Source organism: Pedobacter nanyangensis (genome assembly GCF_003313505.1).
In the GTDB taxonomy this organism is placed as follows: domain Bacteria; phylum Bacteroidota; class Bacteroidia; order Sphingobacteriales; family Sphingobacteriaceae; genus Pedobacter; species Pedobacter nanyangensis.
The window spans coordinates 51,844-77,200 of record NZ_QMHO01000013.1 but is presented as its reverse complement, the minus strand read 5'-3'; the positions used below and the strand labels follow the sequence as shown (position 1 = coordinate 77,200).

The following is a 25,357-nucleotide window of genomic DNA, read 5'->3' as shown; positions in this document are numbered from 1 at the left end:
TTCATTTCAAGTCCGCTCTCGTTGCCTGCCTTCCGCAGGCACTCGCTTACGGGCTTTCCATTCAATCGGGTTTATTACCGTTAGCCTTGTGCAGCTTACGGATGACCTGCCTTTCGCCACAGCAAACACATCAAATTGTACAGCAAGCACTTACGTTCAGCTGCAAGATTTTATGCGCAGCTGCTTTGCGTTCTTCGCTACGCATGAACCATAGGTAGCGCCAAAATTTTAAACACTGGCATTTTGGCTCTTTACATCAAAAGCATCACGCAGGCCAATAGCAACTAAATTGAAGGCATACACCGTTAACATAATGGCCAAACCCGGCAATACGGCCAAATAAGCAGCATCCATAATAATGTAGCCATAATGCTCCTTAATCATCGTACCCCAGCTTGGCATAGGCGGTTGCGCACCGAAACCTAGAAAGCTTAGCCCGGTTTCCAGCAAAATGGCCGAGGCAAAATTAGCCGAGGCCACCACCAAAATAGGCCCGGCAATGTTGGGCAGTATATGTTTAACGATGATCCGTCCATTGGAAAAACCTAGCGCCTTAGCAGCCTCTACAAACTCAACCTGCTTTAGGGCCATCACCTGGCCGCGCACCAAGCGGGCTACATCAACCCAAGTGGAAAGCCCCACTGCGATAAAAATTTGCCAAAAGCCCTTGCCCAGCGCAAATGAAATGGCAATAACCAACAGCAATGAGGGCAACGACCAAATAACGTTCATAAACCAACTGATGGAGGCATCTATTTTACCGCCAAAATAACCTGCAACGGCACCTAAGCCCACCCCAATAAACATGGAAATGAGCACGGCCATTAAACCTACCGACAAGGACACCCTTACCCCAAGAATTAAACGGCTTAACAAGTCCCGCCCATACATGTCGGTGCCCAGATAATAGGTTTTTTCATAGGTGTTTTTGCCCGAAACAAGCGGGTAGGCTTCTTCTTCGGCCTGTTCATCATCGCCAATATACTCACGGGCCAAAACTTTATGGCCTATTACCCGATAAGAAGTGATCGGGATGCTTTTGATATTGGCCTCCTGTCCAAAAAGCATTTTTTCAAAAACACCTACCTGCTTAATGTTTGGGTTACGGCTAATGATAAGGAACTGAAAGCTGCGCCCTGGTTTTTTATTGCTGAGCTGCAGGTACATGGTATTGGCATAGGGTGTTTGGTCAGGCGTAATAAGATAGCCCAAAACGCCAGCCATCATCATTAAACCAATAAAAACAAGGCCAGCCAGGGCAAGTTTATTACGCTTAAATTTTTTCCAAACTTTGGAGGATTGAGTAGTATCTGCCATGTTATTTTACCATTCGGCCTTTCCAGTTATATTTCCCTGAGTTTCCAGCTATGCCAATATAAATAAAGTAGATGACATGTAAAATATTGAGTGCAGGCAGCCACCAAAGTAGTGCCCTTCTTTTAAAAAAATTGGTCATTTGAACGAGGAAAATGAGCTCAATCAACATTTTTGCGGCTAATTGAAAAACCAAAAATGGAAGTGAAGCGGCAAAGAAAATGCCCAGTAAAGCATTTAACACAATACTAACATTAAACAACCAAATGCTTACGCCCAAAATAATCACCGATTTGTCTTTATAGCGGGTACTTTTAGAAGCCCAGCGCCTGCGTTGCTGAATAAACTCGGCAAGGGTTGGTTTGGCATGGGTATAAACCACAGCATCACTGTTTTTAAGGAATCCTATTTTATCTCCGTAAATAGCGGCAATTTTATGCAATAAAAGCTCATCGTCGCCCGAGGCCAAATCATCGATACCCTTAAAGCCTCCAACTTCAATAAACGCCTTTTTTTCGTAAGCTAAATTGGCCCCGTTGCAAGTGCTTGGGTTTTTGTTGCCTATGGTTGATGCTCCCAACCCAATGAGGTAACTAAACTCAAGGGACTGTAAGTCTTCGAAAATGGTTTTCTCCTCAAAATAAGCCACTGGCGATGAAATCATTTTGTAGCCCTCGGTTTCGTAACAATTTACAATAGTTAGCAACCACTGCGAGCCCATTCGGCAATCGGCATCGGTAGTCAAAATTAAAGTGCCCTTTGCCTCGTCGATAGCCGTTTGGATAGCCTTTTTCTTGTATGAGTTAAGAGCCCTATCTTCATTTAGCCTAATCAGCTTTACGCCATTTGCGGCATAGCTGATAACAATTTCCGCCGTGCGATCGGTTGAATGGTCATCAATTACAATCAACTCAAACAATTCCCTGGGATACTGTTGCGCCAATACATCATCAATGGTTTTGGCAATTTTATCCTCTTCGTTACGGGCAGCAATAATAATAGACACATAAGTTTTAGGCAACGACTTATTTTTCTGAAAGGGCCTAATTCTTTTCCACCCTACAATAAAAGTAGCCACCACAAATACATAAATGAGTGTTAAAAATGCCGAGAAGTAGTTAATTGCGTCGAGTATTTCCAAAGATGTTGAGTTTAAATACGAAATAAGAACCTAAGATAGCAGGAATTATAATATTGATGAGCCAAATACTGGCAATACAGGCCACCACTACAATATTTTGATGGGTAATGTATTTAAAGAAAAACAGGGCCGTTACACTTCTAATTCCAATATCCAATAAATCCAACGAGGGCAAGGTAGACTGTACAAAAAACAGGATAGGCACCAACATCAGCACGTCTACCAGGTGCAGCTCGGGGATAAGCCAAAGGAACATGATCAAATATTGGGTGGTAAACACCGCGTACCTGCCCAGGCAGAACAACAAAATCTGAAGTAATTCCTTTTTTTGGTAACGTCCCAAAACGGCATAAAACTTAGCGTATTTGCGAGTGAACTTAACGGATAGCAAAAGTCCGTTAAGCCATTTGATGTTGAAATAAAAAATCAGGAAAAACAGGGCAAACACCAACGAAATCCCACAAATTGCGGCAAAAAGAATTGGTTCCAACGGAATAAAGCGGTATACAAAAATACAGGCGGCAATGGCCCCAAAAACATTGGTAAGTACCAATTGGCCAATGTTTCCAACGGTCATAACCACCACGCCTACTACACGTCGCTTGGGCGACAGGAAAAAAACCCTCCCACCATATTCGCCCAATCTGTTGGGGGTAAAAACGGCCCATGTTAAACCACAAAACACCGATTCAATAGCTCGCCATAAACTAATTTGCTCAACCCTTTCAATTAAGCGCTTCCATTTTACAGCCTCCAGGCCCCAGTTAAACAGCATGAGCAAAAACACAAAGCCCAGCACCGTATAAATCTGCAAAGCTGGAATATCCCGCAGCAGGGCAACAAACTCCTTTAGATCATTATGATTGGTGATTTTTTGATAAATGAACCAAAAAGCAAGAGCCACTACGGCTATTTTGATCAGGTTGGATAGTATTTTTTTATAACGGGAGGTCAAACTAATGCTTTTTGTGTGTGCAAATATGCTTAATAAACTTGAGTTGATGTCTATCATCGGGCTATTTTTTAGATGAAAAAGAGACTGAAAAAAACCAATTACGTATTTGAAAAACACAGCCACAGATACACAGATAAAAGTTAAAAAGTGATATTTTTTCCTTTACTGAAACCGGTATTGAATGAAATATTATAGATTGATTGATTGAAAGAGAACAAAAGCTGTCCATCTGTGGCTAAATGTAAAAGGTTGGATAATAAGTTCTATTTTTGTACCATGTTGGTTGAAAAAAAGGAGCGTATTATTTTGGGGGTAGATCCAGGAACAGCAATTATGGGCTACGGAGTGATTTTGGAAAAGGGCAGTAAAATAGAGCTACTAAGCCTAGGGGTTATACGTCTTGACTACCTGGACGACCATTTCCTAAAGCTTCAGCGTATTTTCGAAAAAACCATTGGCCTTATTGACAATTATAAACCTGATGCCTTGGCCATAGAGGCTCCCTTTTACGGCAAAAACGTACAGGTTATGTTAAAACTGGGCCGGGCCCAAGGGGTAACCATGGCTGCGGCCTTGTCCAGAAATATTTCGGTAACGGAATATGCCCCAAGGAAAATCAAACAATCTATTACGGGCAAAGGTACCGCAAGCAAAGAACAGGTTGCGGCCATGCTGCAACGCTTGCTCAATTTTAATGAAACTCCTGAGTTTTTGGATGCTACCGACGGCTTAGCGGTAGCGGTTTGTCATTCTTTTCAAAAAATAGCTACTTCTGGCAAAAGCAAAACCTATTCCGGTTGGGAAGCTTTTGTAAGCGACAATAAGAAACGGGTGAAATGATTTAATAGATTATTATGATCACCTAAAACACCTTAGTACATTTTAGTTACGCTTTCTGCGCTTCTTTCTTCTTAGGAAATGCTAAACTAGCAATAATGCTCAGTGCCAAAATACCTACAATGATAATCAATGAATGTTCGGTAGTGAAGCCCCATACCTTTAAGTAGCCGTGGCCAAGCATTTTTATTCCGATAAAAGTTAGCAAAACCGCCAAACCAGTTTTCAAATAATGGAATTTGTGGATAATGTTTACCAAAAGGAAGAACATGGAACGCAAACCCATAATGGCAAAAATATTAGAGAAAAATACGATATAGGCATCTTTGGTTACCGCAAAAATTGCCGGGATGGAGTCTACCGCAAAAATCAAATCGGTGAACTCCACAATTAGCAGTACCAAGAACAAAGGAGTGACAAGCTTCTTTCCATTGATTTTGTGAAAAAACTTTTTGCCTTCATATTTGGGATGGATCTTGAAAAAGCGTGACGCAAACTTCACGACCGGATGGTTTTCTGGATCGATTTTATCGTCTTCCTCCTTAGAGAAAAACATTTTTATACCCGTAAAAACCAAAAAGGCTCCAAACACATATAAAATCCATTCAAACTGGTTAATTAAGGCCGCACCTACGAAGATAAAGATAAACCTCATGATGATGGCTCCTAAAATACCCCAGAACAGTACACGGTGGTAGTATTTTTCTGGCACTGCAAAAGCCGAAAAAATGAGCACGATCACGAAGATATTATCTACCGAAAGGGCATATTCAACTACGTAGCCCGTTAAAAACTCAATCCCTAAGTTTTGCTTGTAGAGCTGTAAACTGGCTTCGAAATTGCCGGGAACAATGCTTATCGGGTGCTTATGGGACTTAATTACCTGTTCTAGCTTGTCCATACTATCAATGCCATGCAGATAATCGCCTTTTAAAATAAGCAGCAGGTAAAAACTGAGGGCTAATACCACCATCACAAAGCTCATGATACCGGCCTGCTTTAAACTTACTACATGTTCTCTTCTGCTGAAAAGACCTAAATCAAGGGCAAGGATAAATACAATAAAGAGTAAAAATCCGCCAATAAACAATAGCTCGTGCGACATTATTTCTTACGTTCAGTGGTATATCTAACCAATTGTTCAAGACCAGTTCTGGCATCGCCCTCTGGGAAGGAATGCAAAATTTCAAAAGCCTTGTTCTGGTATGCTAACATTTTTTGGTTGGCGTAGTGTACGCCTTCATTGTCATTTACAAAATCAATGATCTGTTGGATCTTTTTCGGATCGTCGTGATGGTTTTTCACCAAATTGATGATGCGCTTGCGTTCAGGCTTATCCACGCGGTTTAACGCATAAATCAATGGCAGGGTTACCTTTTTTTCCTTAATATCAATCCCCAACGGCTTACCTACATCGTCTGTTCCAAAATCAAAGGTATCATCTTTAATTTGAAAGGCAATTCCCACCAATTCGCCAAATAGCCGCATTTTTTCGATCATTTCATCCGATGCGCCACTTGAAGCCGCCCCACATGCGCAGCACGAAGCAATTAACGAAGCCGTTTTTTGACGGATTACGTTAAAGTAAAGCTCCTCGCTGATGTCCATCCTACGCACCTTCTCGATCTGCAGCAACTCCCCTTCACTCATCTGCTCTACCGCTTCAGATACAATCTTCAACAAATGAAAATCATTGTTGTTTACCGAAAGCAGTAATCCTTTGGAAAGCAGATAATCGCCCACCAAAACGGCAATCTTGTTTTTCCAAAGGGCATTGATGGAAAAGAAACCGCGACGCTCGTAGGCATTGTCCACCACATCATCGTGCACCAAGGTTGCGGTATGCAACAACTCTACCAAAGCAGCACCTCTATGCGTAGATTCGACAATGCCGCCACAAAGCTTGGCCGCAAAAAACACGAACATCGGGCGCATCTGCTTCCCTTTTCGCTTAACGATATAGTGGGTTATTCTATTGAGCAGGGGCGCATTACTATGCATCGATTCCTTGAATTTCACCTCAAAGGCATCAATTTCTGCTGCAATAGGCTGCTTAATTTGATCTATTCCGGGCATCTGGCAAAAATGTGTTTGCAAACTTAGTTGAATTTCTATTAAAAGCGTATTTTTAATGAAACTATTCGCATGAAGATTTTTTTTAGAACCATACTAATCGTTATCGCCACCTTCGGAATTGTTTATCTTGTAGGGCCAAAAGTACCCACGCCCGTTTACAGCACGGCATTACCAAAAGCAATTGCTATTGACTCGGCAACAGCCTATGTGGCCCAATTGGAAAAACAGCACCTGCTAAAACCCAATAACCAAGCCGAAATTATCTGGGCAGACAGCACCCATCAACAAACCGAATACGCAGTAGTTTACTTGCATGGCTTTTCGGCATCGAGCGAAGAAGGCAATCCGGTACACCGTAATTTTGCCAAATCTATTCACGCTAATCTTTATTTAAGCCGCCTAGCCGATCACGGCATTGACACCGTTGCCCCGATGCAATATTTCACTGCCGACAGGCTTTGGGAAAGTGCCAAACAAGCCTTGGCTATAGGCAAAACTTTAGGCAAAAAAGTGATATTAATAGGCACATCCACCGGCGGTACCCTGGCTTTACAACTGGCGGCAACTTATCCAGAAATACACAGTTTGGTATTGTTATCACCTAATATTGCCATTAATGACGATAAGGTATGGATCTTGACACATCCGTGGGGTTTACAAATTGCCCGCTTGTTTACTGGCGGCAAGGAACGTATTGTAGAAGGCAAAAATCCGCTTTATAAAAAATATTGGTACACGAACTACCGTTTAGAATCGGTGGTACAGCTACAAAAATTATTAGAAAGCAGCATGAACAACGTTGTTTTCGGGAAAGTAAAACAGCCCACACTATTGCTTTACTACTATAAAAACGAAAAAGAACAGGACCCTGTGGTGAGCGTTGCGGCAATGTTAAAGATGTTTGATGAACTTGGAAGTATCCAAAAGGAAAAACGGGCTTTACCCCATACCGGAAATCACGTGATGGGGTCTGCTATCACCTCAAAAGATATTCCTGGAGTAGAAAAAGCAGTGGCCCAATTTGCATCAAAATATATTAGCCAATAAGCATGACAAAGAAAAAGATACAATTAGTTTTGGGAAGCGGCGGGGCTAGGGGCTTAGCTCATATTGGAGTGATCGAAAGCCTGGAACGCGATGGATATGAGATTTGTGAAGTGATAGGCTGCTCCATGGGCGCTGTGGTTGGCGGCTTATATTGCGCAGGCTTTTTAGGAGAATACAAAGATTGGCTGGCAACCTTAACTAGAAGCAACGTATTTAGTTTGGTTGATTTTACGTTCAACAGTCGGGGCTTTGTGCGTGGAGAAAAAATATGGACGCTTATTGCCAAAATTACCGGCAACCAGCAAATCGAAAGCCTCAAAATTCCATTTACTGCAGTAGCTACTGATATGCTCAACATGCAGGAAGTGCATTACCAATCAGGCGATTTGTTTACGGCCCTACGTTCAACCATCTCCATTCCGGGAGTGTTTACGCCTGTAATAGACCATGATACCGTGCTAGTAGATGGCGGTGTGCTTAACCCCCTGCCCATTAGTGCCGTTAAAAAAAGGGAAGATTGCGCCATAGTAGCAGTAAATATCAATGGCCGAAACGAACCTTTGGTAGTGCAGGAAGAAGCCAAACAGAAAAGCAGAAACTGGCTACAACGGTATTGGAACAACAGCAATAAGAACAATACGCCCAAGATATCTTTTTTTGACCTGATGAATACCTCGTATGATTTCACCCAAGACCGTTTGGTACAACTTACCATTGAGCACTACCAGCCAGATTTAGTGGTAGAAATTCCTAGAAATGCCTGTGGAACTTTCGATTTCCACAAATCAGCACAGCTTATAGCGCTGGGGCAAAAGGCTTACGAAAAAGCCAAACAAACCAAACCAAGTTCCTTACAAAAAGCCTCATAAAGTCATAAACATGGAGACCAAAAACACCCCCTGTGTAGAAACCCAAATGTTGATTAGAAAACCTGCGGCCGAAGTATTCAATGCTTTTATTGATCCTGCGGTGACCTCCAATTTTTGGTTCACCAGGTCTAGCGGCAAACTCGAAGCAGGAAAAACCATTACCTGGCACTGGGAAATGTATGGCGTATCTGCCGAAGTGCTCGTGAAAGAAATAGTACCCAACCAAAAAATTATTGCAGAGTGGGATAATCCGGCCACCACCATTGACTTTAGTTTTACCCCCGTTAACGATCAATGCACCTACGTGGTGATCAAAAATTATGGCTTCCATCAAACTGGCGATGATTTAATTGCCGCCATTAAAGACTCCACCGGCGGATTCACCACTGTTTTAGATGCCTGCAAGGCTTATCTTGAACATGGGATTCAACTTAATCTGGTAGGCGATAAGTTTCTTTCTACATAGGCCCCAACTGTTTGAAATTTTACTTAACATCGCAGAAAAATATTCATCAAAATAATGGGACTTTTTTCAAACTTAATGGGCAATGCCTCAACCGTTAGCCAGGAAGATCTTTTAAAGAATTACGGACAGCTACTTATCGATAACGAAAAAATAGAGCTCGGATTTAAATTGTTCAGAGATACCTTTATGTTTACGAACAAACGATTGATCATTGTTGACATCCAGGGCTTAACAGGGAGCAAAACTGAATACCTTTCTATTACCTATAAAAGCATTTCGAGGTTTAGCGTGGAAACTGCCGGAACCTTCGATTTAGATGCAGAACTAAAAATCTGGATTTCCAGCGAAATCCTGCCAAGCATCAAAAAGAAATTCAATAAATCGGTAAATGTTTACGAAGTACAAAAAGTACTGGCCACTTATGTAATTGGATAGCGATGATGGAATGGAGCAAATTGTTGTCTGCAAAGCGTTGGGGACATGAGCAAAAACCTATTAGGGATACAGATGAAGCCAGATCACAATTTCAGATTGACTACGACAGACTGATTTTTTCATCGCCTTTTAGACGATTGCAGAACAAAACCCAAGTGTTCCCTTTGCCAGGAAGTGTTTTTGTGCACAATCGTTTAACGCACAGCTTAGAAGTGGCCAGCGTTGGGCGCTCTTTAGGGCGTATTTTTTATAACCAGACCAAAAAGGACCGCCCAAATATTGATACGGAAGTACCTTTAATGAGCGAAGTGGGCAATATTGTAGCCGCGGCGGCCTTGGCACATGACCTGGGCAATCCGGCTTTTGGACACTCGGGAGAAGCTGCCATTTCCAGGTATTTCACCAATGGAGAGGGCAAAGTTTACTTAGACCAACTTACTGCGGAGCAAAAAAAGGATTTCACCCATTTTGAAGGGAATGCCAATGCCATCCGTATTTTAACGCATCCTTTTGAAGGAAAAGGGAATGGTGCCTATGCCTTAACTTATGCCACTTTAGCTGCTATTGGCAAATACCCATGCGAATCTATCCTTGGCCATCAAAAACCTTTGCTACACCGCAAAAAATATGGTTTCTTCCAATCGGAGAAAGAAATTTTTAGGACCATTGCCGCCGAACTTGGCATGATTGCCGATAGCGAAAGCCCTTTAGGATATTTCCGCCATCCGTTGAGTTTTTTAGTAGAAGCAGCTGACGATATTTGCTACGGCATTATCGATCTGGAGGATGCACATCGTTTGCAGATTTTGAGCTTTGACGAAGTGAAAAATCTACTGTTGCCCCTCTGCAAGGGCGATAATTTACTGGAAAGGCTAGAAAACGACTTAGAGGACGATGATGCCAAAGTTAGTTTATTGAGGGCCAAGGCCATTAGTACGCTGATTTACGAGTGCTCCCACATTTTTTACGAGGAGCAGGAAGCCATTTTAAGTGGCACTTTCAACAAGAGCTTAACCGATTCTATTCCTGAGCAATATTCAGCTGCCTGGAAAGCCATTGAGAAAATTTCGATTGAGAAAATATACAACTACCAATCGGTAATCCAAAAAGAAGTTTCTGGATACAAAGTAATGGCAGGCTTACTCGAAGAGTTTGTACCTGCATTGGTACATAATGACACGCACTATTACAAAAAACTGGTAAAGCTTATCCCAAAACAGTTTCATACCGAAAAACAAGACCTTTATTCGAGAGTGCAAAGTGTATTGGACTTTGTGTCGGGCATGACCGACCTATACGCGGTAGAGCTTTATGGAAAAATCAAAGGGATATCGTTCCCATCGGTAACTTAAAAAGCAAAAAGCAGTTTATACGCATTGTAGCAGTACATAACAAAAAGGTCGATATTAAAAATATCGACCTTTTAATTTTTTACGCTCTATTTACCTTGGCCCATGCCACCCCCCATGCCACCGCCTTGTTGTTGGTCTTGTTTTACGTCATCATTTTTGATTTTCTTTTTCTCCGTAAATTTCAACTTACCAAATTTGTAGCTAAAGTTTATACCAAATGAGCGCAACGGGTAGTAGATATCTTGTGTTTGGCCCAATAAACCGCCTGATTTGGAAACAGTTTTGATATGGAGGTCTCTATTGAATGGATTCAAAACATTTAAGCCAATTGAACCTTGTTTTTTCATGATATCTTTTTTGATAGCGCCGCCATAGAAGAACATTGGATCTGTTTTGCTCTGATAAGTGTATCTCGGTGAGTTTACCACGCCAAACAACTCCACATTCCACCCACCCTTAAAGGCTGTTGCCGAACGTAAGAAGAAGTTATAGTTCAAATAAGTTCCTTCGTTCATTCCCTCTGCTGCGCCCGCAGTTTTTTTCACCTCGTAAGTATTTGCACCTACGTTGGTCATCAAAGTCCATTTTGGAGTAGGGTTATACGAAGCAAATACGTTTGCGCCATAACTCTGGGTGGTACCTACGTTAATAAAAGTAGTTAGCGTAGTTCCAGGGTTATTACCACCTAGCAGGAAACTTTCAATTACGTTCTTGGTATTTCTATAGAACAATGAAGCGTTGATCATTGAGCCTTTAATAAACGTTGAATAACCAAGTTCTATGTTATGGCTTAGCTCTGGGTCCAAATCTGGATTACCTTGAAAAGGGTTTACCACATTTGATTCGTTGTGGAACGGATTTAAGTAAGCCAAACTAGGACGTTGAACTCTTTTGTTATAGGCTAATTTAATGGTTGTTTTTCCGTTGATGGTTTGAGATAAAATTGCGCTTGGAAATAAATTGAAGTAATCATTTTTTATCGGATTTCCATTCACATCCTTAAAACTGATTTCCGTGTACTCTCCACGCACCCCTCCTTTGAATTTAATTTTTTTGGTTAAATCAAAAGCTATGGTAGAATAGGCGGCACCCACATTTTGGTCATAATCGAAAATTTTTCCGGAGCCCTTGCCATATTCACTTCTGATGTTCCTCAAAATACCTTTACCACCTACCTCAAAAATTACCGTTTTAGAGAAAGGATAAACATAGTCCGACTGGAAAGTGTACTCTCTATTTTTACCTAAGTTGTTACTGGCTAAATACCTAAGGGGATTTCCAGCACCATCACGTTCATCATTTAAAAACTCATTTGTATTTCTGCCTTGTGTTAACTGGCCAGAAACGGAAAATTCCTCTCCTTGTTTTTTGCTGGTGCGCCTATAATCTAAGTTCCAATCCAAATTGCTGTTGGTCATATCGGTATTACTTACGATTTTACCAACATCAGTGCCATTGACACTGCTAGTTGTAATTTGCGAATTACCTGGTCCACCATTATAAAACCTATTGTATTTTGCATTGGTACTGATATTATTGTAGGCGTTAAAATCATAATCCATTCCCAAGCTTCCGTTGTACATTTCACGTTTCCAGTCCGAAAGGCCTTCCTGCAATATGTCGATACCTTGAACCTGATTAAAAAAAACAACCTTAGATTCCTGCGGATAAGCATACATCCCACCAAAAGCGGCGTTAGTACTAAAACGGCCAGTTTTAGCGGTAACGTTAAAGTTTCCTGTATTTTGACGGGTACCCGCCGAAGCATTTACCGAGCCGCTTACACCTTCTGCATTGCTCTTTTTGGTAATGATGTTGATGATACCGCCTGAGCCCTCTGCATCATATTTGGCAGATGGGTTGGTAATTACTTCCACGTTTTTGATCTGATCAGCAGGGATCATCTTCAAAGCATCGGCCACACTGTTGGCCATGGTTCCTGAAGGCTTACCGTTGATCAATACCCTTACAGCACTTCCACGCAACTGTACGTTGCCATTAATATCCACCGACAACATGGGCACTTTACGCATAACGTCCGTAGCATCGCCCCCGGCATTGGTGGCATCCGCTTCGGCGTTATAAACCATACGGTCAATCTTATTTTCGATGACATTTTTCTTGCCCTCAATAGTAACCTCGCTTAAAGTATTAGAGCTCCCCGCCAAAAACACGTTCCCGATATTGTTATCAGGTTTTTCAGGAGTGGTTTTTACCGCCAGCGTTTTAGTGGCATAACCAATAAAGCCCACCACAAGTTTATAGTCGCCAGGGGCGATATTCTGGATAGACACCTTACCTTTTGCATCAGTAAGGCCACCGTTAACTGCTTTGGCTGTTTTGGCGTTAATCAATGAAACCGTAGCATATTCTACGGGTTGTTTACTTACCGAATCTAAAATAGTAGCCGAAACGCGTCCCGTCACTTTTGGAGCTGCATTGCCCCCGCCCATCATCGGGAACTGGGCATTTGCATTCATCACCATCAATAAAGCGGCACAAATTAGTAGTAGTAGTTTTTTCATATTATTTTGTTGTTTGTACGTATTAGTCTTTCAAAGATATTTTTTGTTACAGGGCTGCAAAAGCATTTTTTTATCACTGGTAGGAAACTATCGGCGAATGGTATTTTTTAAGCGGCGAATGGTTTTGAGGCAAAAAGAAAAATCCCAAAAAAGCTCTAAACTCATTTGGGATCTATATTGTAGGATTTTTCTTTAACGCTTCGTCATGCTGAATTTATTTTCGTTTTTTATGATACATCACAGAGCCCGAAATAAATTCAGAATGGCGGCGAGTAGAAAAACGCTTAAACCACAATATTTACGATTTTCCCTTTTACAAAAATGATTTTCTTAGGAACTGCGCCATTTAAAAATCCTTGAACCTGTTCGTTGGCCAAAACGGCTTCTTCAGCTGCTTTAGCTTCAAGTGTTAAACTTAAATTCAGGTTCATCTTCATTTTTCCGTTGATGGAAATGGGGTAGGCAAACTCGTCTTCTACCAAATATTCAGGATTGAAAATTGGATATTGGGCGGTGGATAGATCTTTATTGCCCAATAACGACCATAATTCTTCACAAATGTGCGGTGCATAAGGCGCTAATACTACCACTAAATCCTGCAATATCGCTCGCTTATTACATTTCAGATCCGTTAATTCGTTCACGGCAATCATAAAGCTTGATACCGAAGTGTTGAACGAGAAACGCTCAATGTCTTCCTGTACCTTTTTAATGATTTTATGCAACGATTTCAGTTCCGCTTTGCTAGGGGCTTCGTTGCTCACGGCAAACTCCCAGGCTTCGTTATGGAACAAACGCCAGAATTTGCGCAAGAATTTGAAAACCCCCTCAATACCGTTGGTATTCCAAGGCTTGCTTTGCTCCAAAGGGCCCAAAAACATTTCGTACATCCTTAAGGTATCAGCACCGTATTGCGCAATCAACACATCTGGATTAACCACGTTGAATTTAGATTTCGACATCTTCTCCACTTCAACGCCGCAAATGTACTTGCCGTTTTCCAACACAAACTCAGCATTGGCAAACTCATCTCGCCATACCTTGAACTTCTCGATATTTAAAACATCGTTCTCCACAATGTTTACATCCACATGTAAGGCAATGGTTTTATAGTCTTTTCGAAGGTTATAAGAAACCAACTTGTTGGTGCCCCTGCCCTCTTCATCCACCACTCGATATACAAAATTGCTTCTACCTTGGATCATTCCCTGGTTAATCAATTTCTTGAAAGGTTCTTCTTCTTTGGCAAAACCCAGATCTTTCAAAAATTTGTTCCAAAAACGGCTGTACAACAAATGCCCCGTAGCATGCTCAGAACCGCCGATGTACAAGTCCACATCTTTCCAATATTCGATAGCCTTTTGATCTGCAAAAACTTGATCATTTTGTGCATCCATGTAACGGTACCAGTACCAGCTACTGCCCGCCCAACCTGGCATGGTCGAAAGTTCGTACTCGTATTTACCTTCATATTTCCAACCTTCGGCCCTGCCTAGTGGCGGTTCACCTGTTTCCGTTGGCAAATATTTATCAATTTCTGGCAACAACAATGGCAACTCTTCCTCTTTCAACAGGTAAGGCAGCCCCTCTTTAAAATATACCGGAATGGGTTCGCCCCAATAGCGTTGGCGGCCAAAAATAGCATCACGCTGACGGTAATTGGTTTTGGCTTTGCCCACACCTTGGTCTTCTAACCATTGGTTTAGGAAAGCAACCGCCTCCTTATATTCCATGCCGTTAATGAAACCAGAATTGATGTATTTCCCCTCCTTGGTAGGATCGGCCTGTACATCAATTTCCTTTTGGCTATCCAAAATCTGTACGATAGGCAAGTTGAAATGCGTGGCAAACAACCAGTCGCGTTGGTCGCCGCTTGGCACGCCCATTACCGCACCAGTTCCATAGCCGGCCAATACATAATCGGCAATCCATAGCGGAACACGCTCGCCACTCACTGGGTTAACTACGTAAGTTCCAGTAAAAGCACCGGAAACGGTTTTGGCATCAGCCATGCGGTCCAATTCCGATTTCTTTTTGGTTTGGGCAATATAATCTTCAATGGCAGCTTTTTGTTCAGGAGTGGTCAACTGAGCCACCCATTCGTGTTCAGGTGCCAACACCAAATAAGAAACCCCAAAAATCGTGTCTACCCTTGTAGTGAACACTTCTATCTGTAGGTCACTGTTTTCAACTTTAAACTTTACCGATGCTCCCGAGCTTTTGCCGATCCAGTTGCGTTGCATTTCCTTCATCGGCTCGGGCCAGTCAATGGTATCCAAACCTTGTAGCAAACGCTCAGCATAGGCGGTAATGCGCATGCTCCACTGCATCATTTTCTTTTGCTCTACCGGATATCCCCCGCGTTCCGAAAAACCGTCTTTCACTTCATCATTGGCCAAAACGGTACCTAAAGCAGGGCACCAGTTTACGGTACTTTCTTTCAAATAGGTCAAGCGGTATTTTAATAGCTCTTCCTGCTTTTCTGCTTCCGAGAAATTTGCCCAATCACTTGGCAAAAAGGTTCTGGTATCCTCATCGCAGGCAGCCTTAATATCCGCACTGCCAGCGGTATTAAATTTTTCAATTAAGGTAGAGATATGTTCTGCTTTGTCAGCCTCCAAATTATACCAAGAGTTGAACAATTGCATGAAAATCCATTGCGTCCATTTATAGTAAGATGGCTCACTGGTACGCACCTCCCTACTCCAGTCAAATGAAAAACCAATTTGGTCCAACTGACGGCGGTAAGTATTGATGTTGGTTTCGGTAGTTACCGCCGGATGTTGCCCAGTTTGGATGGCGTATTGCTCTGCAGGCAGGCCAAACGAATCGTAGCCCATAGGGTGCAACACGTTAAAACCTTTTAAACGTTTGTATCTGGCAAAGATATCAGAAGCGATATAGCCCAGTGGATGTCCTACGTGCAAACCTGCTCCCGAAGGATACGGAAACATGTCTAAAACATAGTATTTCGGTTTGTCTGAATTGGCTTCGGCTTTAAATGATTGGTGATCGGCCCAGTATTTCTGCCACTTTTGCTCTATGGCTGCAAATTGATAATCCATTAATATGCTGTTTCTAAATAGTTTGCAAAAGTAAGGAAATTAAGCCTGTTTTGGTAAAGCTTTAAACAAAAAACACCGCTACGGGAAATAGCGGTGCTTCATCAACTTATTTTTGGTTTTATCGATATAAATAGTAGGTTTCTGTTACTTTGGGATTTGAGCCCGTAACCGTACCCGTAAATTGGGCTCTGCTATCGGTGATTTGGTCCATTTGACAAACCAAGCTTTTGCCAAAAATGGTTAGGTACAACGTTTGGTCAACAGTGGTGGTAAAAGTGCCTAAACTGGTATTGGCTCCCAATTTCACCTCAACGTCATTGTTTTCGCTTTTCCTGAAGTCCATGTAATCTGATGCCTGATAATTTTGAGTGGCAGATTGAGTGCCTGTTCCTGTTTGCGTGGTGGTAACCACTTTCTCTACCGACCATCGGCCAAAAAGCTTTTCAGAAAGTGGTTTGGTGGCCTCGTCCTGTTTCTTACAGCTGCCGAAAATAACCATGGCAATTAAGATAGCGCCTAGCAATACAACTTGTTTTCTCATTTGTTTTAAGGGTTAGGGTTATTTAACTGCGCAACTTAGATGACATTCCGTTAACAATACGTGTGCCACTCGTATTCTGTTGAGCAAAAAACATGATTTGCGAAGGCTAAAATCGGTGGTTAACCGTTCATAAAAACTTAGTTAAGGAATGTTAAAATACATGAAACCAAAACATTTTTTCGCAACTTTGGATCTACAAAAAAGTTGTTTACACAAAACAATAAGCGCATAATTTAAGTTTTAGCTTATCTTTACTTATTTTCGCAGAAACAATTGAGTACATATGGAAGAATTTGAAGTAAGCCAAGCCGCAAAAAAAACCAAAACAGTATACGTTTCTACTATTTTTAGTATCGCTTTAGTGTTGTTAATGTTGGGCATGCTTGGTTTAATCTTGGTACACGCCAAAAACTTGTCTAACTATGTAAAAGAAAACATTGTACTTAACATCATTGTAGATGAAGGTGCCAAAGAAACCGAAGTACTGGCTTTTAAGAAAACTTTGGACAACAATATTGCCGTTAAGCAAACACAGTATGTGAATAAAGAAGTGGCACAGCACAACCTTACCAAAGATTTAGGGGAAGATTTTGTGAATTTTTTGGGCTATAATCCCTTACTTTCAAGCATTGACGTGTATTTAAAAGCTGATTATGCCAACAACCAAAACATTGATGCGCTAAGAAAGAACATCGAGAAAAATCCTATCGTGAAGGAAGTGGTTTATCAAAGTTCCTTAATTGATATGGTGAACAAAAATATCAACACCATTAGTTTAGTAGTACTTGGCTTTGCGGTAATCCTTTTGATTATTGCCGTTGCTTTGATCAACAACACCATTCGTTTGGCCATTTTCTCGCAACGTTTCCTCATCAAAAGCATGCAATTGGTAGGTGCTACCAAAAATTTTATCAGACAACCTTTTATCCTGGTGGCCGCACTGCACGGTATCATTGCTTCTTTTATTGCAATTATTATCCTTTTGGGATTGCTATATTATGCTCAGCAAGAGCTGCCAGAAATTATCATCCTGAGAAACTTTACCGAGTTTGGTGTGGTATTTATCAGCATGATTGCCATTGGCATTTTCATTACCGCAATTAGCACCTGGTTTGCGGTAAGCAAATATTTACGTTTAAAAATTTACGATTTATACAGATAATGGCAGATCAAAAATCTACTTCTGCAACGCAGAAACAAAAAGAAGAATTAGTGTTCAGCAAGAAGAACTATCAATTATTATTAATCAGTATCGCCATTGTAGTGCTTGGCTTTATTTTGATGATGGGTGCCGACGGCGACATTTACGATACCAGAAGAACTTTGATTGCTCCTTTAGTGGTTTTGTTCGGTTTCGCATTTGGCGTGTATGCGGTATTGAAAAAATAACCCATTTTCCCTGATATTGCCGTCGAAATTCTAAAATCGTAAATTCCTAAATGAATTACTTACAAGCCCTCATCCTTGCCATTATTGAAGGACTGACCGAGTTTTTGCCTGTTTCATCAACCGGACATATGGTGATTGCCAGTGCTATTATGGGCATCGCTACCGATGATTTCGTAAAGCTTTTTACCATTGCCATACAACTTGGAGCTATCCTTGCCGTAGTAGTGGTTTACTGGAAAAAGTTTGTTAACCTCAACAGTTTTGCCTTTTATGCTAAACTGGCCATTGCGGTAATACCGGCGCTGCTTTTCGGTTATTTACTGAACGATTTTATCGACAGTAAACTGGGCAACCCCATTTTCATCGCCGTGATTTTATTGGTGGGCGGGATTATCCTGCTATTTATCGATAAAATATTTAAAAATCCTACGATAACCAACGAGAACCACATCACCAATGCCACTGCTTTCAAGATTGGCTTGTACCAAGTATTGGCCGTGTGTTTTCCTGGTTTGAGCAGGAGCGCCGCTACCATTATTGGCGGTATGCAGCAAAAGCTTACCAAAAGCGTTGCCGCAGAGTTCTCATTTTTCCTTGCTGTACCTACCATGGTGGCCGCAACCGGATATAAGCTGCTAAAAGGTTATGAACTTTTAAATGCCGACAACATCAAGATATTGCTTTTCGGGAATGTAGTAGCCTTCATTGTTGCCATCATTGCCATTAAATCTTTCATCAGTTTCTTAACAAAACACGGCTTCCGTATCTTTGGGTGGTATAGAATTGCAATAGGCATCCTTATTTTAGGATTGTACTTTGCCGGGATTGAAATTACGATACTTTAATGCTTAAGGAAGAAAACTCGAACGCTGAATTTCCAGAATTTAATTTCCCTGAGGGAGAACTCCTGCTCATCAACAAACCTTATGAGTGGACTTCATTTGACGTGGTTGGAAAAATCAGGAACACCCTAAAACCGCTGAAACTGAAGGTGGGCCATGCTGGTACTTTAGATCCTTTGGCTACCGGCTTATTGATTATCTGTACAGGTAAGCTTACCAAGCAGATTGATACTTTCCAAGCAGAGGAAAAAGAATATACCGGAACGTTGGTTTTAGGGGCCACTACGCCTTCTTTTGACCTGGAAACCGAGATAGATGCCAGGTTCGATATTTCCAACATTACCCATGAACAGCTTTACGAAGCCACCAAACCTTTTATTGGTGATATTTCGCAATACCCCCCGGCCCACTCGGCCGTAAAAGTAAACGGCGAGCGGCTTTACGTAAAAGCTCGTTTGGGCGAAGAAGTTGAGCTTAAAAAACGTTTTGTAACCGTTAGCGAGTTCGAAATCACCCGGGTAGCCTTGCCCGAAATAGATTTCAGGGTAGTTTGTAGCAAAGGCACCTACATCAGGTCATTGGTTTCTGATTTTGGGAAAGCCCTGGGCAATGGTGCCTATCTGTCTAAATTAACCCGCACCAGGAGCGGTAATTTTTTATTGAGCAATGCTTTTGAGCTCAAAGAGTTGATTGCTTATCTTCGTACCAAGAAAGAAGAGAATAAAAACAACGCTAATCAACCTTAGTGATGCAAAAAACCAGCAAGGCAGAAAAAATACGCTCGGCAAAAGAAATCCTCTTTATGTGCCTTGGCGTTATCTCGGCATGTTTTGGCCTAAAAAGTTTTTTAATGCCCGAACATTTTATCGATGGTGGGGTTACGGGCATTTCGCTTTTGGTAAGTACCCTTACCGGATGGAAGCTATCCTACCTGATTATCCTGATCAATATCCCTTTTATTATTTTGGGGTATAAACAGATTGGAAAAGTTTTTGCATTTAAAACCGCCATTGCCATTACCGCACTTTCAATTGGCCTAATTTTTATCCCCTTTCAGCCCATTACACATGAAAAGGTTTTGGTAGCCTTTTTTGGCGGGTTCTTTTTGGGCGGAGGAATTGGCCTGGCTATGCGTGGCGGCTGCGTAATTGATGGCACCGAAGTACTTGCACTTTACATTAGCCGAAACAGCCAGCTTACCGTAGGCAACATCATCTTCATGCTCAACATCGTCATCTTCCTTTTTGCCGCTTATTTCATCAATATCGATACAGCCTTATATGCCATATTAACTTACCTTTCAGCAACCAACACCATTGATTTTATCGTTAACCGCTTGGAGGCCTACACGGGAGTCACCATTATATCCGAAGAAAATGAAATCATCAAATCATTTATCATCAACGACATGAAACGCGGTGTAACTATTTACAAAGGCGAAGGCGGCTATTTGCAGAAAAAAGATATTGATATCATCTACACCGTAGTGACCAAACTGGAATTAAGCAAACTACAGGATAAGATTGACGAAATAGACCCTAACGCTTTTGTAGTTCAACAACAAATTGCCGATTTGAAAGGTGGCGTCGTAAAACGTCAGGCTTTCCATTAAGATTTTAGCTACCAAGAGAGGAGCATCAATACATAGAACCTTTGCTAATGGCCAAAAAACTAGCTATTATGCGGTTAAACCTAAAAAAGATTTAAATATTTTGAAGAGATATACCCAACTTTCGGATTTTAAGAAATTAGACAATGCCATAGTAACCATTGGCACTTTTGATGGGGTTCATTTTGGCCATCAGAAAATCATCAAACGGCTTTGTGAACTGGCAAAATCATCCGGAGGAGAAAGTGTATTGCTTACTTTTTTCCCGCACCCGCGGATGATTATCGACCCCGAAAACCAAGCGCTGAAAATGATCAACACCATTGAGGAGAAAGCCCAAATATTAGCAGGGCTAGGCGTTGACCATTTGATCATTACCCCATTCACCAGAGATTTCTCTAACCTGAGTGCCACCGACTACATCAAGAATATTTTGGTGGATGCCATTGGAACTAAAAAAATCATCATCGGCTACGACCACCGTTTTGGCAAAGACAGGCTGGGAAACATTAACACATTGATGCAAAATGCCAGCAATTATGGCTACCTGGTAGAGGAAATACCCGAACAAGATATTAACGATGTTGCGGTAAGCTCAACCAAAATACGAAAAGCATTATTAGATGGCGACGTAGCTTTGGCCAACAAATATCTGGGCTACGCTTTTTCTATTTATGGTCCTGTAATTAAAGGTGATAAAATTGGACGGACGATTGGCTTTCCTACCGCAAACATCTTTGTCCCAGAAACCTACAAACTAATCCCTGGCGACGGTATTTATGCCGTTACCGTAGAAATGGGCGAAGAGAAAAACCCCGAAGTATACCGTGGCATGGCCTATATCGGGCAACGCCCTACCATCAACGGCATGACACGCAACATTGAAGTAAATATTTTTGATTTCAACCGCGAAATCTACGGCCAAAATATCAAGATGAACTTTTTGGCTTTTTTAAGGGAAGATGTGAAGTTTACCGGATTGGAGGCCTTAACCAAACAACTGCAAAAAGACAAAGAAGATACGTTGGCCTTTTTTGCAGGAAAATAACAGCGAAGTGTCTTTTTAGCGGCTGGCACCTATTTTATAGTTCAAAAACCCAATATTTTTTAGTATTTTGTGGGCTATGAGATTGATGTTACTCTTTTGCGGATGCTTAATGGTTTGTTGCTTTTCGTTATCTGCCGGCGAAACCATATCCCCTACCCCAAAAGATCTATCAAGCTATATTTCATTTAGCCCTGATTTTCACAAAAATAAAAAAACAGTTTTTGTAAAAATTAAGCTTCTTCTGCAAAAAGCCCGAACCGCAATAGCCGAATACGCTTTACCCAAAATTGCCGAGAAAGAAACGGCGCTTCCCCTACCTAATGATTTTAAGCCGAGGGGTTCATTTTTTAAATATCTCGATTATAAATCTGTTTTCAACTACCTATATCCTAAACATGCGTTTTGGTAATACCATTTTGCCCTTGCAAACAAAATAGTAAACAACTCAACAACACATTTTTTAGCATAGATGACACACTTACCGGTACTCATTGCAGACTTAGGATTAATACTTGCCGCAGGTGGTATCACCACCATTATTTTCAAAAAAATTAAACAACCCCTGGTTTTAGGCTATATCATTGCAGGACTTTTAGTTGGTCCGCATTTTAAATTTATCCCAACCGTTTCAGATAATGCCAACATTACCATTTGGGCCGAAATTGGGGTTATTTTCTTGCTCTTTAGTTTGGGATTAGAATTTAGCTTTAAGAAACTGGTAAAAGTTGGGGGCTCCTCCTCAATTACCGCATTGGTAGAAATTATTGGCATGTGTTTGATTGGCTATTTTGCAGGAAAGCTCATGGGCTGGAAAACCATGGACAGTATTTTCTTGGGGGCAGTCCTGTCCGTTTCCTCAACCACCATCATCATTAGGGCCTTTGATGAACTTGGCGTAAAGCATAAAAAGTTTGCAAACTTGGTTTTTGGGGCACTTATTGTAGAAGATTTGGCGGCTATTTTAATTATGGTATTACTTACCACCGTAGCCGTGAGTCAGCAGTTTGCCGGTGCAGACATGCTTATTTCCATACTTAAACTAAGCTTCTTCCTCATTCTCTGGTTTTTGGGCGGTATTTTCATCATCCCAACATTTTTAAAGCTCACCAAAAAACTCATGAACGATGAAATGCTTTTGGTGGTGTCCTTAGCTTTATGCCTGGTGATGGTGATTTTAGCCGTTAAAGTTGGCTTTTCTCCTGCCTTGGGCGCCTTTATCATGGGTTCTATTTTAGCAGAAACCACCCAAGCAGAAAAAATAGAACATCTTACTAAATCCGTTAAAGATTTGTTTGGGGCAATCTTCTTTGTATCGGTAGGCATGCTGATCGATCCTAAGATATTATTGGCCTACTGGCAACCAATTTTAATCATTACAGGCGTAACTATTGTAGGTAAGCTAATTACCACCGGGAGCGGCGCTTTACTATCGGGACAGCCTTTAAAAACATCGGTACAAACCGGATTAAGTTTAACCCAAATCGGAGAATTCTCTTTCATTATTGCCACACTTGGTTTGAGCTTAAAGGTTACCAGCGATTTCCTGTACCCAATTACCGTAGCAGTATCGGCAATTACCACCTTTACCACCCCATATCTCATCAAATACTCCGAAGGCTTTTATCATTTTCTGGCGAAGATCCTTCCGCAGAGATGGCTGGATGCCATTAGCCGTTACAGCAATAGTACCGAAGGCATTACCACCCTGAGCGACTGGAAAGTGCTACTGAGATCGTATATCATCAACACCATCATCCACTCGGTAATCATCATTGCCATCGTGTTTTTGGCTTCGCGCTATTTGCACCCATTTATTGAAAATAACATCACCAATGGCAAAAACGGAGTAATCATTAGTGTAGTTATTTCTTTCCTGACCATGGCGCCGTTTTTATGGGCCCTGTCGGTAAAAAGGATTGAAAAAACGGCATACGCGCATTTGTGGCTTAATAAAAGATATACCCGGGGGCCTTTAATTGCCATTGAGATTTTTAGAATTGCCTTGGGAATCTTCTTTGTGGGCTTCCTGATGTATGAATTTTTTGATACCTGGATTGCCGCTGGCATTGCACTTGGATTGATCATTTTGGTGATGGTCATTTTCTCCCGTAAACTGCAAAGCTTTTACGAACGTATGGAAAACCGGTTTTTCTACAACCTCAATGCCAGGGAAGCCGCCAAAAAACAACCTGAAATTTTACCCTGGGACACCCACTTGTTGGAGCTTACCGTAGCTCCCGAATCGAAATTGGTAGGACAAACCTTGGTGGACTTGGCCGTGAGGGAGAAATACGGGATTAACATTGCCATGATTGAGCGTGGCAAGATCATGATCCCTACACCAAAACGGGATGAACGCTTATACCCTAATGATAAGGTTTTGGTTATAGGTACCGATGATCAGTTGGCAAGTGTAAAGCACCTATTTGAAGGCGACCATACGGAAATGAGCGAAGAAGAAACTTTCCCTAAACAGGACATGTCCCTGCAAAAAATTGTGATCAACAGTAAATCGCCCGTTTTTGGGCAAACCATTAGAGACAGCGGCATTAGAGAAAAAACCCAAGGATTGGTTGTAGGCATAGAACGAAATGGCCAACGTATCCTGAACCCAGATTCGAACCTGGTATTTGAAAACGAGGATATCGTATGGATTGTGGGCAACAACAAACGTATCCCCGAGTTATTGAAATAAGGCCAGAAAAACTATATTTATGCTCCCGATGTTATTAAAAACATTGGGGCATTTCCATGAAAAAGATAGATCGTGACCATAGCGAGTTTTTAGATGAGATGCTGGATTACTGGCAATCTGAGAAACTGCTAACTGATGCCGAGGCACAACAACTAAAAAACAGCTATGAACCAAAAGCTTTTGACTGGAGGCGACTGGCACAATATTCCTTCTGGATTGCCATGGGCTGTGGCGTGGTAGCGCTTAGCGCTTTATTGGTAGATAAATCTTTGCTCGATTATCTTAAAAACCTGTACAACACTCCCAACATCATCATCAGTATCGTTTCGGCACTTTTGGCAGCAGCTTGTTATGTTTTTGGCATCCGCCGAAAAAAGTACAGGCCCCAACAGGTATTCAGTAACGAAGCGATAATTTTTTCAGGCGTGATGCTTACCGCAAATGCAGTAGCCTATTTGGGCAAGGCGCTCAACAGCAGCAGCAACCATTTTTCATTGCTCATTCTTTTTTCAGTGATCATTTACCTCAGCCTGGCCTATTTTTTTAAATCGAGATTGATTTGGGCTTTTGCACTTTTGGCTTTGGGAGCTTGGTTTGGCACCGAAACAGGCTACCTATCAAAGGGGAATTGGTATTTTTTGGGCCTCAACTACCCACTAAGGTTTGTTGTTTTTGGCTTAGCACTTACCCTGGTATCCATATTTATGCACAAGCGCCAAAAGTTATCCTATTTTTTTGACATCACCTACTTTGGCGGACTGCTTTACCTATTCACTTCTTTACTGCTGCTTTCCGTTTTTGGGAATTACGGCAGTTTGGAAGAGTGGTACAGCATCAAACAATTATCCCTATTTTATTGGGCAATTATTTCGGCTGTGGTTTGTGTGGTGGCCATTGTAATTGGCCTCAAGAAAAACGATGCCATGCTCAGGGAATTTGGCATCATCTTTTTATTTATCAATCTATACACCAGGTATTTCGAATACTTTTGGGACAACTGGCACAAAGCCATATTCTTTAGCGTATTAGGGATATCCTTTGTATTGATTGGACGCAAGGCAGAAAAAATATGGAGCTTGGAGTTTATGAAAAAATAGATCTTAAACCGTTTAACCCTCACATTTTTTAGGGGTTTTAACCACAAGAGTTAC

The 25,357-nt window shown here is 41.5% G+C and carries 22 protein-coding genes; 14 read left to right on the top strand and 8 right to left on the bottom strand.

What is annotated here, in order from left to right:
* Positions 1-228: 228 nt before the first annotated feature.
* The 3 genes from DUT71_RS17335 to DUT71_RS17325 are packed head-to-tail and all read right to left on the bottom strand — an operon-like array spanning position 229 to position 3,410.
* On the bottom strand, positions 229-1,317 hold the full coding sequence (locus tag DUT71_RS17335) for an ABC transporter permease (protein WP_113663809.1): 1,089 nt from the start codon (positions 1,315-1,317) through the stop codon (positions 229-231).
* Between the two features lies 1 nt (position 1,318).
* Positions 1,319-2,455 (bottom strand): glycosyltransferase family 2 protein, encoded by a 1,137-nt coding sequence (locus DUT71_RS17330; protein ID WP_113663808.1) that lies wholly within the window; start codon positions 2,453-2,455, stop codon positions 1,319-1,321.
* A complete protein-coding gene (locus tag DUT71_RS17325; RefSeq protein WP_113663857.1) occupies positions 2,433-3,410 on the bottom strand; it encodes a hypothetical protein in 978 nt (325 codons plus the stop codon). The genes DUT71_RS17330 and DUT71_RS17325 overlap by 23 nt, the downstream gene beginning before the upstream one ends.
* A gap of 276 nt (positions 3,411-3,686) precedes the next feature.
* Here DUT71_RS17325 and ruvC point away from each other — a divergent pair, with 276 nt between their 5' ends.
* On the top strand, positions 3,687-4,250 hold the full coding sequence (gene ruvC, locus DUT71_RS17320; RefSeq protein ID WP_113663807.1) for a crossover junction endodeoxyribonuclease RuvC: 564 nt from the start codon (positions 3,687-3,689) through the stop codon (positions 4,248-4,250).
* 46 nt (positions 4,251-4,296) lie between these two features.
* On the opposite strand, the gene DUT71_RS17315 is transcribed toward ruvC, so the two are convergent.
* On the bottom strand, positions 4,297-5,352 hold the full coding sequence (locus DUT71_RS17315) for a TerC family protein (RefSeq protein WP_113663806.1): 1,056 nt from the start codon (positions 5,350-5,352) through the stop codon (positions 4,297-4,299).
* Positions 5,352-6,323, bottom strand: a complete 972-nt coding sequence (locus DUT71_RS17310; RefSeq protein ID WP_113663805.1) for a polyprenyl synthetase family protein — start codon at positions 6,321-6,323, stop codon at positions 5,352-5,354. Before DUT71_RS17310 ends, DUT71_RS17315 begins: the two co-directional genes overlap by 1 nt.
* 69 nt (positions 6,324-6,392) lie before the next feature.
* Here DUT71_RS17310 and DUT71_RS17305 point away from each other — a divergent pair, with 69 nt between their 5' ends.
* From DUT71_RS17305 to DUT71_RS17285, 5 genes are read left to right on the top strand one after another with little or no spacing between them, the layout of a single operon-like run.
* Complete coding sequence (locus tag DUT71_RS17305) at positions 6,393-7,370, top strand: alpha/beta hydrolase (protein WP_113663804.1); 978 nt, start codon at positions 6,393-6,395, stop codon at positions 7,368-7,370.
* Between the two features lie 2 nt (positions 7,371-7,372).
* Positions 7,373-8,239, top strand: coding sequence for a patatin-like phospholipase family protein (locus DUT71_RS17300; RefSeq protein WP_113663803.1), 867 nt, complete (start codon positions 7,373-7,375; stop codon positions 8,237-8,239).
* A 10-nt stretch (positions 8,240-8,249) separates the two neighbouring features.
* Positions 8,250-8,705 (top strand): SRPBCC family protein, encoded by a 456-nt coding sequence (locus DUT71_RS17295; RefSeq protein ID WP_205313982.1) that lies wholly within the window; start codon positions 8,250-8,252, stop codon positions 8,703-8,705.
* Between the two features lie 54 nt (positions 8,706-8,759).
* On the top strand, positions 8,760-9,140 hold the full coding sequence (locus DUT71_RS17290) for a PH domain-containing protein (protein WP_113663802.1): 381 nt from the start codon (positions 8,760-8,762) through the stop codon (positions 9,138-9,140).
* A 5-nt stretch (positions 9,141-9,145) separates the two neighbouring features.
* Positions 9,146-10,492, top strand: a complete 1,347-nt coding sequence (locus DUT71_RS17285; RefSeq protein ID WP_205313984.1) for a deoxyguanosinetriphosphate triphosphohydrolase — start codon at positions 9,146-9,148, stop codon at positions 10,490-10,492.
* Between the two features lie 86 nt (positions 10,493-10,578).
* On the opposite strand, the gene DUT71_RS17280 is transcribed toward DUT71_RS17285, so the two are convergent.
* The 3 genes from DUT71_RS17280 to DUT71_RS17270 all read right to left on the bottom strand — a co-directional run bounded on the left by DUT71_RS17280 (position 10,579) and on the right by DUT71_RS17270 (position 16,623).
* On the bottom strand, positions 10,579-13,017 hold the full coding sequence (locus DUT71_RS17280; RefSeq protein ID WP_113663800.1) for an outer membrane beta-barrel family protein: 2,439 nt from the start codon (positions 13,015-13,017) through the stop codon (positions 10,579-10,581).
* A 284-nt stretch (positions 13,018-13,301) separates the two neighbouring features.
* Complete coding sequence (leuS, locus tag DUT71_RS17275; protein ID WP_113663799.1) at positions 13,302-16,082, bottom strand: leucine--tRNA ligase; 2,781 nt, start codon at positions 16,080-16,082, stop codon at positions 13,302-13,304.
* A gap of 118 nt (positions 16,083-16,200) precedes the next feature.
* Positions 16,201-16,623 (bottom strand): hypothetical protein, encoded by a 423-nt coding sequence (locus DUT71_RS17270; protein WP_113663798.1) that lies wholly within the window; start codon positions 16,621-16,623, stop codon positions 16,201-16,203.
* Positions 16,624-16,906: 283 nt separating this feature from the next.
* Here DUT71_RS17270 and DUT71_RS17265 point away from each other — a divergent pair, with 283 nt between their 5' ends.
* The 8 genes from DUT71_RS17265 to DUT71_RS17225 all read left to right on the top strand — a co-directional run bounded on the left by DUT71_RS17265 (position 16,907) and on the right by DUT71_RS17225 (position 25,303).
* On the top strand, positions 16,907-17,785 hold the full coding sequence (locus tag DUT71_RS17265) for a cell division protein FtsX (protein WP_113663797.1): 879 nt from the start codon (positions 16,907-16,909) through the stop codon (positions 17,783-17,785).
* On the top strand, positions 17,785-18,012 hold the full coding sequence (locus DUT71_RS17260; protein WP_113663796.1) for a DUF3098 domain-containing protein: 228 nt from the start codon (positions 17,785-17,787) through the stop codon (positions 18,010-18,012). The genes DUT71_RS17265 and DUT71_RS17260 overlap by 1 nt, the downstream gene beginning before the upstream one ends.
* A 50-nt stretch (positions 18,013-18,062) precedes the next feature.
* Positions 18,063-18,857 carry an undecaprenyl-diphosphate phosphatase gene (locus DUT71_RS17255; protein ID WP_113663795.1) on the top strand — a complete coding sequence of 265 codons (795 nt, stop codon included), beginning with the start codon at positions 18,063-18,065 and terminating at the stop codon, positions 18,855-18,857.
* On the top strand, positions 18,857-19,600 hold the full coding sequence (truB, locus tag DUT71_RS17250) for a tRNA pseudouridine(55) synthase TruB (protein ID WP_113663794.1): 744 nt from the start codon (positions 18,857-18,859) through the stop codon (positions 19,598-19,600). The genes DUT71_RS17255 and truB overlap by 1 nt, the downstream gene beginning before the upstream one ends.
* Positions 19,601-19,602: 2 nt before the next feature.
* Complete coding sequence (locus DUT71_RS17245; RefSeq protein WP_113663793.1) at positions 19,603-20,466, top strand: YitT family protein; 864 nt, start codon at positions 19,603-19,605, stop codon at positions 20,464-20,466.
* Between the two features lie 100 nt (positions 20,467-20,566).
* On the top strand, positions 20,567-21,511 hold the full coding sequence (locus DUT71_RS17240) for a bifunctional riboflavin kinase/FAD synthetase (RefSeq protein ID WP_113663792.1): 945 nt from the start codon (positions 20,567-20,569) through the stop codon (positions 21,509-21,511).
* 469 nt (positions 21,512-21,980) lie between these two features.
* Positions 21,981-24,206 carry a cation:proton antiporter gene (locus tag DUT71_RS17230; protein WP_113663790.1) on the top strand — a complete coding sequence of 742 codons (2,226 nt, stop codon included), beginning with the start codon at positions 21,981-21,983 and terminating at the stop codon, positions 24,204-24,206.
* Positions 24,207-24,262: 56 nt separating this feature from the next.
* A complete protein-coding gene (locus DUT71_RS17225) occupies positions 24,263-25,303 on the top strand; it encodes a DUF2157 domain-containing protein (protein ID WP_113663789.1) in 1,041 nt (346 codons plus the stop codon).
* Positions 25,304-25,357 lie beyond the last annotated feature (54 nt).